This window comes from Pseudomonas sp. zfem004, from assembly GCF_032621715.1.
Classification (GTDB): domain Bacteria; phylum Pseudomonadota; class Gammaproteobacteria; order Pseudomonadales; family Pseudomonadaceae; genus Aquipseudomonas; species Aquipseudomonas sichuanensis.
The window spans coordinates 125,216-137,743 of sequence record NZ_JAVYJF010000007.1 but is presented as its reverse complement, the minus strand read 5'-3'; the positions used below and the strand labels follow the sequence as shown (position 1 = coordinate 137,743).

The window sequence follows — 12,528 nt, the reverse complement described above, 5'->3', positions numbered from 1 at the left end:
TTTCCCAAGCCACTAATATAGTTATAACTCGTCGCTGCCAGTGCGCCGGTGGCCTACCGTCTTTGAGGGATATCTATGAAGCTTCAACAACTGCGCTACATCTGGGAAGTGGCGCACCATGACCTCAACGTTTCCGCGACGGCGCAAAGCCTGTACACCTCCCAGCCCGGTATCAGCAAGCAGATCCGCCTGCTCGAGGACGAACTGGGTGTCGAAGTCTTCGCCCGCAGCGGCAAGCACCTGACCCGCGTCACGCCAGCCGGTGAGCGCATCATCAATACCGCCGGCGAGATCCTGCGCAAGGTCGAGAGCATCAAGCAGATCGCCCAGGAATTCTCCAACGAGAAGAAGGGCACCCTGTCGATCGCCACTACCCACACGCAAGCGCGTTACGCGCTGCCGCCGGTGATCAGCAATTTCATCAAGCAGTACCCTGAAGTGGCCCTGCACATGCACCAGGGCTCGCCGATGCAGATCGCCGAGATGGCCGCCGACGGCACCGTCGACTTCGCCATCGCCACCGAGGCGCTCGAGCTGTTCGGCGACCTGATCATGATGCCGTGCTACAAGTGGAACCGCTGTGTGGTGGTGCCCCAGGGGCACCCGCTGACCAAGTTGCCGAAGCTCACTCTGGAAGCGGTGGCCGAGTATCCGATCGTTACCTATGTATTCGGTTTCACTGGCCGCTCCAAGCTCGACGAAGCCTTCAACCACCGCGGCCTCACGCCAAAAGTGGTGTTCACCGCAGCCGACGCCGATGTGATCAAGACTTACGTGCGTCTGGGCCTGGGCGTAGGCATCGTGGCCAAGATGGCAGTCGACCCCAAGCTCGACAGCGACCTGGTGTGCCTGGATGCCAGCGAGCTGTTCGAGGCCAGCATTACCAAGATCGGCTTCCGTCGCGGCACCTTCCTGCGCGGCTTCATGTGCGATTTCATCGAGAAGTTCGCCCCGCACCTGACCCGCGAAGTCATGGCCAAGGCCATCCAGTGCCACAACAAGCAGGAGCTCGAAGAGCTGTTCGAAGGCGTCGAACTTCCAGTGCACTGAGTGCACAGGCACAAAAAACCGGCCTGATGGCCGGTTTTTTGTGCCTGTGCGTCAGGCTTTACTGATCAGGTTGCCCGCGTGCAGCCCACATTCTTTCTGCGTCGATTCCTCCCACCACCAGCGCCCCTCGCGCTCGTGCTGGTTGGGCAGTACCGGGCGGGTGCACGGCTCGCAGCCGATGCTGATGAAGCCGCGCTCATGCAGGCTGTTGTACGGCAGCTCGAGCATGCGGATATAGCCCCAGACTTCCTCGCTGCTCATCTGCGCCAGCGGGTTGAACTTGTACAGCGTGCGTTCCGGGGTGGAGAAGGCGCCGTCGATCTCCAGGGCCGCCACCTGGCTACGGGTGCCCGGGCTCTGGTCGCGGCGCTGGCCGGTGGCCCAGGCGCTGACCGTGGCCAGCTTGCGGCGCAGCGGCTCGATCTTGCGGATGCCGCAGCATTCGCCGTGGCCGTCCTTGTAGAAGCTGAACAGGCCCTTTTGCTGGACGAAGGGGTCGAGCTTGTCGCGGTCCGGGCTGAGAATTTCGATCGGCAGGTTGTAGTGCTCGCGCACCTGGTCGATGAAACGGTAGGTTTCCGGGTGCAGGCGCCCGGTGTCGAGGCTGAATACCTTGACCTGCTTGTTCAGTTTCCAGGCCATGTCCACCAGCACCACGTCCTCGGCGCCGCTGAACGAGATCCACAGGTCGTCGCCGAAGTGTTCGAAGGCGAGCTTGAGGATCTCCTGCGGGGACTTGCTGGCATAGGTCGCGGCCAGGGCGGCGACGTCGAAGGGTTGGCTCATCAGGCGGTTTCCATCGGGTGAGTGGCGCTGTGCGCTCGTAGTGAGCTGATGGTAACAAAAAATGGCGGGGTAGACCTGTCGCGCCGTAATCGCGGGGCAAGTCGGGGCGCCGCGATGCTTTACAGGCCCTGCAAGGTCTCCATCAGCACCCGCACCTTGGCGATCGATTCTTCATACTCGGCCTGCCAGTCGGAGTCGGCCACCACCGCGCCGCCGCCCCAGCAACTGACCTGGCCGTCCTTGACCAGCAGGCTGCGGATGGCGATGGAGCTGTCCATCTCGCCGCGCACGTCGATGTACAGCAGCGAGCCGCAATACAGCGCCCGGCGGGTGGGCTCCAGCTCATCGATGATCTGCATCGCCCGGATCTTCGGCGCGCCGGTGATCGAGCCGCCCGGGAAGCTGCCGCCGATCAGGTCGAGCGCGTCCTTGCCGGGTGCCAGGCGCCCGGTGATGCTGCTGACCAGGTGATGGACATTGGGGTAGCTCTCCAGGCTGAACAGCTCCGGCACCTTCACCGAGCCGATCTGGCAGGTACGGCCGATGTCGTTGCGCAGCAGGTCGACGATCATCAGGTTCTCTGAGCGATCCTTGGGGCTGGCCAGCAATTCGGCAGCGTTGCGCGCATCTGCCAGCGGGTCGGCGCCGCGCGGCCGGGTGCCCTTGATCGGGCGGGTTTCGACTTCGCCCTGGCTGACGCGCACGAAGCGCTCCGGGGAGAAGCTCAGCAGCGCCGTGCCGGCGTCCAGCTGCTGATAGCCGGAAAACGGCGTCGGGCATGCGGCGCGCAGGGCCTGGTAGGCGTGCCACGGGTCGCCCTGGCAGGGCGCACTAAAGCGTTGGGTCAGGTTGATCTGGTAGCAGTCGCCCGCCTGGATGTACTGCTGGACCTTGTCGAACGCTGCACGGTATTGCGCCGCGGACAGGTCGCCCGCCATGGGTGCCAGCAGCGCGAATTCGCCGCTGTCGGCCTGGGCTGGCGCTTCGAACAGCTGCACCAGGCGCTGCCGTTCAGTGGCTTGGAGGCTGGGGTGAAACACCAGTTGGCTGGTGCGCGCATGGTGGTCGCTGACCAGTGCCCAGGCATACAGGCCGAGCTGCGCGTCCGGCAGCCCCAGGTCATCGGCCGCCTGTGTGGGCAGTTGCTCCAGGCGGCGGCCGAAGTCGTAGCTCAGGTAGCCGATCAGGCCGCCGGCAAAGGGCAGCTCCACGCCGTCGGGCAGCTGTGCCGTCCCCAGCTCTGCCAGTGCCCGGCGTAGTCGCTGCAGGTACGCCTGGCCCGACTCTGCCGTTTGCGCTTGCAGGTGCTGCAGCGGCCAGGCGCTGAGCAGGTCGAAGCGGCCACGTTCGGCGTTGGGGCGCGCGCTGTCGAGCAGGATCGCACCGGGCGCTATGCGCAGGCGTGCGAAGTAGTGCGCGGGGTCGGGCTGGTAGGGCAGGGGGTGGAGCGTACAGGTCGGCATCAGAATGGACGGCGATGAAAAAGCGAGGAGGGCGATTGTAGACCCGTGTAGGAAATGCGCCTAGCACTGGTGGCGACATTCACATGTTGTGCAGAGGCGTTCCAGCACATCGTGGGAGCGGGCTTGCCCCGCGATTGGGGCTTGGCCTGGCTACGCTATCGCGGGGCAAGCCCGCTCCCACGGTTCAACCTGTGTGCACGTGCCCGAACAGGCCTTGCGCCACTTTTACCCGTTCTTCAGCGCTCTCGGTGCGGCCTTCTTTGGCCAACGCCTCGATGTGTGCCTCGATGGCGTGGGTGCGTTGGGTCAGGCCGCAGTCGTTGGCGATCTGGATGTTCAGGCCGGGGCGGGCGTTGAGCTCGAGGATCAGCGGGCCCTTGTCCTGGTCCAGCACCATGTCCACGCCGATGTAGCCCAGGCCGCACAGCTCGTAGCAGCTGGCGGCAAGCTTCATGAAACCGTCCCAGTTCGGCAACTGCACACCGTCCACCGCGTTGGTGGTGTCCGGGTGCTTGCTGATGATCTTGTTCAGCCAGGTGCCGCGCAGGGTCATCCCCGTGCTCAGGTCGACGCCCACGCCGATGGCGCCCTGGTGCAGGTTGGCCTTGCCGCCGGACTGGCGGGTCGGCAGGCGCAGCATGGCCATCACCGGGTAGCCCATCAGCACGATGATGCGGATGTCCGGCACGCCCTCGTAGCTGATGCTCTTGAAGATCTGGTCCGGGGTGACCCGGTACTCGATCAGCGCGCGGTCACGGTGCCCGCCCAGCGAGTACAGGCCGGTGAGGATGCTGGAGATCTGGTGCTCGATCTCTTCGTGGCTGATGATCTTGCCGGAGACCGTGCGGTAGCGTTCCTCGAAGCGGTCGGCGATCACCAGGATGCCGTCGCCGCCGGCACCCTGTGCCGGCTTGATGACGAAGTCGGTGCGCTCGCCGATGATCTCGTGGAGCTTCTCGATCTGTTTTTCGGTCTCGATGATGCCGTACATCTCCGGCACATGGATGCCGGCCGCCAGCGCGCGCTCCTTGGTGATGATCTTGTCGTCGACGATCGGGTACAGGCTGCGCTTGTTGTACTTGAGTACGTAGTCCGCGTTACGCCGGTTGATACCCATGATGCCCCGGGCCTCCAGGGCTTTCCATGTCTTGATCAGGCCGAACATCAGGCGTCAGCCTTCTTCAGGAATGCCTTGAAGCGCACGAGCTCGGTCAGGCGGTAGCCGCGGTAGCGGCCCATCGCCAGCATGAAGCCCACCAGGATCAGCAGTACCGCCGGGAAGGTGAAGACGAAGTAGGTCAGCTCCGGCACGGTCATCAGCAGGTGTGCGACCGATGCGGCGAACAGGGTGCCGATGGCCACTTTCATGGCATGGCCGCCGCCACGCTCTTCCCAGGTGATCGACAGGCGTTCGATGGTCATGGTCAGGATCACCATCGGGAACAGCGCCACCGACAGGCCGCGCTCCAGGCCCAGCTTGTGGCTGAACAGGCTGATGGCGGCGATCAGCACCACGACGAAGGTCAGCACCACCGACAGGCGCGGCAGCATCTGCAGCTTCAGGTGTTCAAGGTAGGAGCGTAGCGACAGGCCCAGCGCGGTGATCACCGTGAACAGCATGATGCCGAAGCCCAGCTGCGTCTCGCGGAAGGCCAGGGCGATCAGCACCGGGGTGAAGGTGCCCAGGGTCTGCAGGCCGATCAGGTTGCGCAGCACCAGGATCACCAGCACACCGATCGGGATCATCACCATGATCATGAAGGTCTGCTGGGTCTGCAGCGGCAGGCCGTACAGCGAGTACTCGAGGAAGTCGGCGTCGGTGTTCTCGTCGGTCAGCTTGGCCAGGCGGATGGCGTTCATCTCGCTGTTGTTCATGCTGAAGGTGACGTTGGCCTTCTTGCCGCCATCGACGGTAATCAGGTTGTCGTCACCGGTCCACCACAGCAGGCGATCGCTGGGCAGGCCTTGTTCGCCGGTGTCCGGGTTGAAGTACAGCCAGTCGTTGCCGTTGAAGCTGCGCAGCCACAGTTCAGGGGTTTGCGGGGTATCGGCCACCAGGCGGATGGTGTGCACTTTCTCCAGCGGCACATGGGCGATGGACAGCAGCAGGTCGATGATCTGCGCCTTCTTCATCGTCGAGGTGTCGCCGGCCAGCAGCAGCTTGACGTTGTCGTCGTTGAGATTGTTGACACGTTTGATGGTCTCGCCGACGAAGGTCTCGACGTCGGCCGAGTGCTGGCGGATCGGTGCCATCAGCGCTTCGGCGGCCAGCTTCTCGGGGCCTTCGATGGCCAGGCTGTCACGGAAGGTCGGGCCCTTGATCTTGGTCTTTTCGGCGCTGTAGCGCTTGGTCAGCACCAGGCGGTAGTACAGGGTCTGGTTGCCGCTGGCGCGGCGCGCCGACCAGGTCACCTTGCGGTTGCCATCGACCCGATTGACGCTCACCCCGTAGTTGTTGGAGATGAAGCTCTCGTTGAGGCTGACATAGTCACGGTTGAGCGGGGGCACGAACATCTGCACCTTGACCGGGTCCTTGGTGCTGGCGACGAACTCGACCTTGGCGTCGATGTTCCACAGGTCATCGGTCTCGTCCTCGGTCACCGGAATGCCGAGGAAGAAGATCTGGTAGGCCGTGACCGCGACGCCCAGCAACACCAGGACGGTGATCAGGACTTTCAGGTGAAGGGTAAGAGAGCGCATCGGAGTTACTCTGCTTTGGAAACTTCGGTGGCACAGGCAGGTTTGCCGGCCGCGTATTTAAGGCTTGGGTCGACCAGCGCATCCAAGTGCTTGAGGGCCTCGGAACCGATCAGCAGCGGGAACTGGAAGGCGCTGCGGTCGGTGAGGTTGACCTCGATGGTGCGGCGGGTCTGGCCCATGCAGATATCGAGCTCGATGACCGGGCGGGCCGTGTAGGCCTTGCCGGACTCGGCGTCATAGTCCCCGGCGCGGCGCTTGATCTTGCTGACGCGGGCCAGGGGGCGTTCGATGGGGTGCTTGTGGGCGGCGTCGATCGCCAGGTAAAAGCGCACCCAGCTCTCGCCGTCGCGCTTGAAACGCTTGATGTCGCGGGCGCTGAGCGAGGCGGTCTTGGCGCCGGTGTCGAGCTTGGCCGCCACTTCCAGGTCGAGCTCGCCCAGGCGCGCGTATTCGTTCAGGCCATAGACGGTCTTCTGTGCCGCAGGCGCAAGGGCCGGCAGCAGAGTCAGGCAGAGCAGCAATAAAGCGGGTATGGGTCTCATAATCCTGGCGCGGTGCTGTGCGGGGTTCAGGGCAAGGCGACTGGCCAAGCGTCCCTATTGGCCTGCCATCAGCATGAAATGATGACAGGCAGCGTATCCATGCTCCCGAAGGAGCGCGGCATTCTATCACGCCGATGTGTTGACGCCAGCGCACCCGCGATCAGACCGCATGGTGGTGCGGTAAGTTCGTTATTAGACAATTGTCGACAATGTTCTTTTTGTCTTTGACTCTTCTGGGCGGTTTAGCTAGTTTTGCCGTCATTGAATGCGAAGGTGTCGACAATCATGCTGGACACAGCCCAAGCCACTCCAATCCTGCAGGACGAGTCCGAGACCCTCTCGGAAAACGTCTTCCGGCGCATCCAGGCGGCCATCGTCAAAGGCGAAATCGCCCCCGGCAGCAAGATCTCCGAGCCGGAACTGGCACGTACCTATGGCATCAGCCGCGGCCCGCTGCGCGAGGCGATTCACCGGCTGGAGGGCCAGCGCCTGCTGGTGCGGGTGCCGCACGTCGGTGCACGGGTAGTGTCGCTTGGCCATGCCGAGCTGATCGAACTCTACGAAATCCGCGAGTCGCTCGAAGGCATGGCCTGCCGGCTGGCCGCCGAGCGCATGAGCCAGGCCGCCATCGACGAACTGCGCCATGTGCTCGACACCCATGAGCGCGATGCCGCGTTCCAGGCCGGGCAGGGCTACTACCAGCAGGAAGGCGACCACGACTTCCATTACAGGATCATCCAGGGCAGCGGCAACCAGACCCTCTACAAGATGCTCTGCGGCGAGCTCTATCAACTGGTGCGCATGTACCGCATCCAGTTCTCGACCACGCCCAACCGGCCACGCCAGGCCTTTGCCGAGCACCACCGCATTCTCGACGCCATCGAAGCCCGCGACGGCGAACTGGCAGAACTCCTGATGCGTCGCCACATCGGCGCGTCCAAACGCAATATCGAGCGTCACTACCAAGGCGCCGACAACAATAGCCCACGAGGTGAGTCATGACAGTGAAGAGCACGCCCGGCCAGCGTTTCCGTGACGCGGTTGCCGCCGAACATCCGCTGCAGGTGGTCGGGGCCATCAACGCCAACCACGCCCTGCTGGCCAAGCGCGCCGGCTTCAAGGCCATCTACCTGTCCGGTGGCGGCGTCGCCGCCGGCTCCCTGGGCCTGCCGGACCTGGGCATCAGCAACCTGGACGACGTGCTCACCGATGTGCGCCGCATCACCGACGTGTGCGACCTGCCGCTGCTGGTGGATGTCGACACCGGTTTCGGTGCCTCGGCCTTCAACGTTGCCCGCACCGTCAAGTCGATGAGCAAGTTCGGCGCCGCCGCCATCCATATCGAAGACCAGGTCGGCGCCAAGCGCTGCGGCCACCGCCCGAACAAGGAGATCGTTTCCCAGCAGGAGATGGTCGACCGCATCAAGGCCGCGGTGGATGCTCGCACCGATGACAGCTTCGTGATCATGGCGCGTACCGACGCCCTGGCGGTGGAAGGCCTGAACGCAGCCCTGGACCGTGCCGCGGCCTGCATCGAGGCCGGCGCCGACATGATCTTCCCGGAAGCCATCACCGAACTGTCGATGTACAAGACCTTCGCCGACCGGGTCAAAGCCCCGATCCTGGCCAACATCACCGAATTTGGCGCGACGCCGTTGTACACCACCGAAGAGCTGGCCTCGGTGGACGTGTCGCTGGTGCTGTACCCGCTGTCGGCCTTCCGTGCCATGAACAAGGCTGCCGAGAACGTCTACACCGCCCTGCGCCGCGACGGCACGCAGAAGAACGTGATCGACACCATGCAGACCCGCATGGAGCTCTACGATGCCATCGGCTATCACGCCTTCGAGCAGAGCTTGGATGCGTTGTTCGCCCAGAAAAAGGCTTGAACCTGTGCGGGCCTCTTCGCGGGGCAAGCCCGCTCCCACGCTGAGGCTCGAGTTTCAGACATGGCGCTGTACCTGTAGGAGCGGGCTTGCCCCGCGAAAGCGCAGGTACAGCCACCCTGATTAGCCAGAAAGACTTCGATAACAAATTCAAGAAAGGAGAAACACCATGGCCGAAGCAAAAGTACTCAGTGGCGCAGGCCTGCGTGGCCAGGTGGCCGGGCAGACCGCCCTGTCGACCGTCGGCCAGGCCGGCGCCGGCCTGACCTACCGCGGCTATGACGTGCGCGATCTGGCCGCCGGCGCCGAGTTCGAGGAAGTCGCCTACCTGCTGCTGTACGGCGAGCTGCCGAGCAAAGCCGAGCTGGCCGACTACAAGCGCAAGCTCAAGGGCCTGCGCGACCTGCCGCAGGCGCTCAAGGAGGTGCTCGAACGCATCCCGCGCGACGCCCACCCGATGGACGTGATGCGCACCGGCTGCTCGGTGCTCGGTACCCTGGAGCCGGAGCTGACCTTCGACGCCCAGCACGACAAGACCGACCGCCTGCTGGCGCTGTTCCCGGCAGTGATGTGCTATTGGTACCGCTTCACCCACCACGGTGTGCGCATCGACTGCAGCAGCGACGAAGACACCATTGGCGGCCACTTCCTGCACCTGCTGCACGGCAAGAAGCCAAGCGCGCTGCACGTCAAGGTGATGAACGTCTCGCTGATCCTGTACGCCGAGCACGAATTCAACGCCTCGACCTTCACCGCCCGGGTATGTGCCTCGACCCTGTCGGACCTGTATTCCTGCATCACTGCCGCCATCGGCTCGCTGCGTGGCCCACTGCACGGCGGCGCCAACGAGGCGGCAATGGAGCTGATCGAGCGCTTCCAGAGCCCGCAGGAAGCGACCGCCGAGCTGCTGCGCATGCTCGAGCGCAAGGACAAGATCATGGGCTTCGGCCACGCCATCTACAAAGAGTCCGACCCGCGCAACGAGGTGATCAAGGGCTGGTCGAAGCAGTTGGCCGACGAAGTGGGCGACAAGGTGCTGTACCCGGTCTCCGAAGCGATCGACAAGACCATGTGGGAGCAGAAGCGCCTGTTCCCCAACGCCGACTTCTACCATGCCTCGGCGTACCACTTCATGGGCATCCCGACCAAGCTGTTCACCCCGATCTTCGTCTGCTCGCGCCTGACCGGCTGGGCCGCCCACGTGTTCGAGCAGCGCGCCAACAACCGCATCATCCGCCCGAGCGCCGAATACACCGGCGTCGAGCAGCGCCGGTTCGTGCCGATCGAACAGCGTTGATCAGAAGAGACAGGCTGTAGGTCAGTTGTGGGAGCGGGCTTGCCCCGCGATTGCGCCAGCAGGTTCAACCTCGCTGGCGCATGCGGCGCAATCGCGGGGCAAGCCCGCTCCCACGAGTCTGCCGATGCCTGCCCAGGTAAACCGTGACCGAGCCAGATAACGATATGAACAGCGCATTCCGCAAGTCCCTGCCAGGCACCGCCCTGGACTACTACGACGCCCGCGCCGCGGTCGAGGCAATCAAGCCCGGCGCCTACGACGGCCTGCCATACACCTCCCGCGTACTGGCCGAAAACCTCGTGCGCCGCTGCGATCCGGCCACCCTAAACGCGTCGCTCGAACAGCTGATCGAACGCAAGCGCGACCTCGACTTCCCCTGGTTCCCGGCCCGCGTGGTGTGCCACGACATCCTCGGCCAGACCGCGCTGGTGGACCTGGCCGGCCTGCGCGACGCCATCGCCGACAAGGGCGGCGACCCCTCCGCAGTCAACCCGGTGGTGCCGGTACAGCTGATCGTCGACCATTCGCTGGCGGTGGAGTGCGGCGGCTTCGACCCGCAGGCCTTCGAGAAGAACCGCGCCATCGAAGACCGTCGCAACGAAGACCGCTTCCACTTCATCAACTGGACCAAGAAGGCGTTCAAGAACGTCGACGTGATCCAGCCGGGCAACGGCATCATGCACCAGATCAACCTGGAGAAGATGTCGCCGGTGATCCACAGCGAGCGCGGCGTGGCCTACCCGGACACCTGCGTCGGCACCGACAGCCACACCCCGCATGTCGATGCCCTGGGCGTGATCGCCATCGGCGTCGGTGGCCTGGAGGCCGAGAACGTGATGCTCGGCCGCGCCTCGTGGATGCGCCTGCCAGAAATCGTCGGCGTCGAGCTGACCGGCCGCCTGGCGCCGAACATCACCGCCACCGACCTGGTGCTGGCGCTGACCGAGTTCCTGCGCAAGCAGAAGGTGGTGGGTGCCTACCTCGAGTTCCACGGTGTGGGCGCCAGCGCGCTGACCCTGGGCGACCGTGCCACCATCTCCAACATGGCCCCGGAATACGGCGCCACCGCGGCGATGTTCGCCATCGACCAGCAGACCATCGACTACCTCAAGCTTACCGGCCGCGATGAGCAGCAGGTGCAGTTGGTCGAGACCTACGCCAAGGCCGCCGGCCTGTGGGCCGACAGCCTGGCCAAGGCCGAGTACGAGCGCACCCTGAGCTTCGACCTGTCGAGCGTGGTGCGCAACATGGCCGGCCCGTCCAACCCGCACGCCCGGGTAGCCACCAGCGACCTGGCGGCCAAGGGCATTGCCGGGCAGTGGCAGGAAGTGCCGGGGCAGATGCCGGACGGCGCGGTGATCATCGCCGCCATCACCAGTTGCACCAACACCAGCAACCCGCGCAACGTGATCGCCGCTGGCCTGCTGGCGCGCAATGCCAACAAGCTCGGCCTGGCCCGCAAACCGTGGGTCAAGTCGTCGCTGGCGCCGGGCTCCAAGACCGTGCAGCTGTACCTCAAGGAGGCTGGGCTCGAGCAGGAACTGGAGCAACTGGGCTTCGGTGTCGTCGCCTTCGCCTGCACCACCTGCAACGGCATGTCCGGTGCACTGGACCCGGTGATCCAGCAAGAGATCATCGACCGCGACCTGTACGCCACCGCCGTGCTGTCGGGCAACCGCAACTTCGACGGGCGTATCCACCCGTACGCCAAGCAGGCTTTCCTCGCCTCGCCGCCGCTGGTGGTGGCTTACGCCATCGCCGGTACCATCCGCTTCGATATCGAGAAGGATGTGCTGGGTTTGGTGGATGGCAAGGAAATCCGCCTGAAGGACATCTGGCCGAGCGACGAGGAAATCGACGCCGTGGTGCGTGCGTCGGTCAAGCCGGAGCAGTTCCGCCAGGTGTACATCCCGATGTTCACCATCGAGGAGGACAAGGGGCCGAAGGTTGCGCCGCTGTACGACTGGCGCCCGATGAGCACCTACATCCGCCGCCCGCCTTACTGGGAAGGCGCCCTGGCCGGTGAGCGTACCCTGCGCGGCATGCGCCCGCTGGCGGTGCTGCCGGACAACATCACCACCGACCACTTGTCGCCGTCCAACGCCATCATGCTCGACAGCGCCGCGGGTGAATACCTGGCGAAGATGGGCCTGCCGGAAGAGGACTTCAACTCCTATGCCACCCACCGTGGCGACCACCTGACCGCCCAGCGCGCCACCTTCGCCAACCCCAAGCTGTTCAACGAGATGGTGCGCAAGGACGACGGCAGCGTGAAGCAGGGTTCGCTGGCGCGCATCGAGCCGGAAGGCAAGGTGACCCGCATGTGGGAAGCCATCGAAACCTACATGCAGCGCAAGCAGCCGTTGATCATCGTTGCCGGTGCCGACTACGGCCAGGGTTCGTCACGTGACTGGGCGGCCAAGGGCGTGCGCCTGGCGGGGGTCGAGGCGATCGTCGCCGAAGGCTTCGAGCGTATCCATCGCACCAACCTGGTGGGCATGGGTGTGCTGCCGCTGGAGTTCAAACCGGGGACCGACCGCAAGACCCTGGGGCTCGACGGCAGCGAGGTGTATGACGTGCTCGGTGAGCGCAAACCGCGCGCCACGCTGACTTTGGTGGTCACGCGGCGCAATGGTGAGCGTGTCGAGGTGCCGGTGACCTGCCGCCTGGATACCGCCGAAGAAGTGTCGATCTACGAAGCGGGCGGGGTGCTGCAGCGCTTTGCCCAGGACTTCCTGGAAGGCATGGCCTAACAGGAGCAGCATGGCCCCTGTGGGAGCGGGTTTACCCGCGAATGCGTCGGC

The 12,528-nt window shown here is 64.5% G+C and carries 10 protein-coding genes; 5 read left to right on the top strand and 5 right to left on the bottom strand.

What is annotated here, in order from left to right:
- Nucleotides 1–75: 75 nt before the first annotated feature.
- Nucleotides 76–1,050, top strand: a complete 975-nt coding sequence (gene cysB, locus RTH46_RS09950) for an HTH-type transcriptional regulator CysB (protein ID WP_011533140.1) — start codon at nt 76–78, stop codon at nt 1,048–1,050.
- A gap of 51 nt (nt 1,051–1,101) precedes the next feature.
- On the opposite strand, the gene RTH46_RS09945 is transcribed toward cysB, so the two are convergent.
- The 5 genes from RTH46_RS09945 to RTH46_RS09925 all read right to left on the bottom strand — a co-directional run bounded on the left by RTH46_RS09945 (nt 1,102) and on the right by RTH46_RS09925 (nt 6,541).
- Nucleotides 1,102–1,836: a phosphoadenylyl-sulfate reductase gene (locus RTH46_RS09945; protein WP_125463486.1), complete on the bottom strand. Its 735-nt coding sequence runs from the start codon at nt 1,834–1,836 to the stop codon at nt 1,102–1,104.
- 119 nt (nt 1,837–1,955) lie between these two features.
- Nucleotides 1,956–3,299, bottom strand: a complete 1,344-nt coding sequence (pabB, locus tag RTH46_RS09940; RefSeq protein ID WP_316905587.1) for an aminodeoxychorismate synthase component I — start codon at nt 3,297–3,299, stop codon at nt 1,956–1,958.
- A gap of 184 nt (nt 3,300–3,483) precedes the next feature.
- The gene (locus tag RTH46_RS09935; RefSeq protein WP_153785908.1) at nt 3,484–4,464 is read right to left on the bottom strand and encodes an alpha-L-glutamate ligase-like protein; all 981 of its coding nucleotides are present in this window, start codon (nt 4,462–4,464) and stop codon (nt 3,484–3,486) included.
- Complete coding sequence (locus RTH46_RS09930; protein ID WP_153785909.1) at nt 4,464–5,999, bottom strand: inactive transglutaminase family protein; 1,536 nt, start codon at nt 5,997–5,999, stop codon at nt 4,464–4,466. Before RTH46_RS09930 ends, RTH46_RS09935 begins: the two co-directional genes overlap by 1 nt.
- A 5-nt stretch (nt 6,000–6,004) precedes the next feature.
- Nucleotides 6,005–6,541 (bottom strand): ATP-dependent zinc protease, encoded by a 537-nt coding sequence (locus RTH46_RS09925; RefSeq protein ID WP_316905586.1) that lies wholly within the window; start codon nt 6,539–6,541, stop codon nt 6,005–6,007.
- 285 nt (nt 6,542–6,826) lie between these two features.
- Between RTH46_RS09925 and RTH46_RS09920 the strand changes: the two genes are divergently transcribed.
- From RTH46_RS09920 to acnD, 4 genes are all read left to right on the top strand, one after another.
- The gene (locus tag RTH46_RS09920; protein WP_153785911.1) at nt 6,827–7,543 is read left to right on the top strand and encodes a GntR family transcriptional regulator; all 717 of its coding nucleotides are present in this window, start codon (nt 6,827–6,829) and stop codon (nt 7,541–7,543) included.
- A complete protein-coding gene (gene prpB / locus RTH46_RS09915) occupies nt 7,540–8,430 on the top strand; it encodes a methylisocitrate lyase (protein ID WP_153785912.1) in 891 nt (296 codons plus the stop codon). Before RTH46_RS09920 ends, prpB begins: the two co-directional genes overlap by 4 nt.
- Before the next feature lie 166 nt (nt 8,431–8,596).
- Nucleotides 8,597–9,724, top strand: coding sequence for a 2-methylcitrate synthase (prpC, locus tag RTH46_RS09910; RefSeq protein WP_153785913.1), 1,128 nt, complete (start codon nt 8,597–8,599; stop codon nt 9,722–9,724).
- A 164-nt stretch (nt 9,725–9,888) separates the two neighbouring features.
- Nucleotides 9,889–12,477 carry a Fe/S-dependent 2-methylisocitrate dehydratase AcnD gene (gene acnD / locus RTH46_RS09905; protein WP_316905585.1) on the top strand — a complete coding sequence of 863 codons (2,589 nt, stop codon included), beginning with the start codon at nt 9,889–9,891 and terminating at the stop codon, nt 12,475–12,477.
- Nucleotides 12,478–12,528: the final 51 nt, after the last annotated feature.

Excerpts from the sequence above, each read along its gene's own strand:
- cysB (WP_011533140.1), top strand. The coding sequence starts at position 76 with ATGAAGCTTCAACAACTGCGCTACATCTGGGAAGTGGCGCACCATGAC.
- RTH46_RS09945 (WP_125463486.1), bottom strand. The coding sequence starts at position 1,836 with ATGAGCCAACCCTTCGACGTCGCCGCCCTGGCCGCGACCTATGCCAGC.
- pabB (WP_316905587.1), bottom strand. The coding sequence starts at position 3,299 with ATGCCGACCTGTACGCTCCACCCCCTGCCCTACCAGCCCGACCCCGCG.
- RTH46_RS09935 (WP_153785908.1), bottom strand. The coding sequence starts at position 4,464 with ATGTTCGGCCTGATCAAGACATGGAAAGCCCTGGAGGCCCGGGGCATC.
- RTH46_RS09930 (WP_153785909.1), bottom strand. The coding sequence starts at position 5,999 with ATGCGCTCTCTTACCCTTCACCTGAAAGTCCTGATCACCGTCCTGGTG.
- RTH46_RS09925 (WP_316905586.1), bottom strand. The coding sequence starts at position 6,541 with ATGAGACCCATACCCGCTTTATTGCTGCTCTGCCTGACTCTGCTGCCG.
- RTH46_RS09920 (WP_153785911.1), top strand. The coding sequence starts at position 6,827 with ATGCTGGACACAGCCCAAGCCACTCCAATCCTGCAGGACGAGTCCGAG.
- prpB (WP_153785912.1), top strand. The coding sequence starts at position 7,540 with ATGACAGTGAAGAGCACGCCCGGCCAGCGTTTCCGTGACGCGGTTGCC.
- prpC (WP_153785913.1), top strand. The coding sequence starts at position 8,597 with ATGGCCGAAGCAAAAGTACTCAGTGGCGCAGGCCTGCGTGGCCAGGTG.
- acnD (WP_316905585.1), top strand. The coding sequence starts at position 9,889 with ATGAACAGCGCATTCCGCAAGTCCCTGCCAGGCACCGCCCTGGACTAC.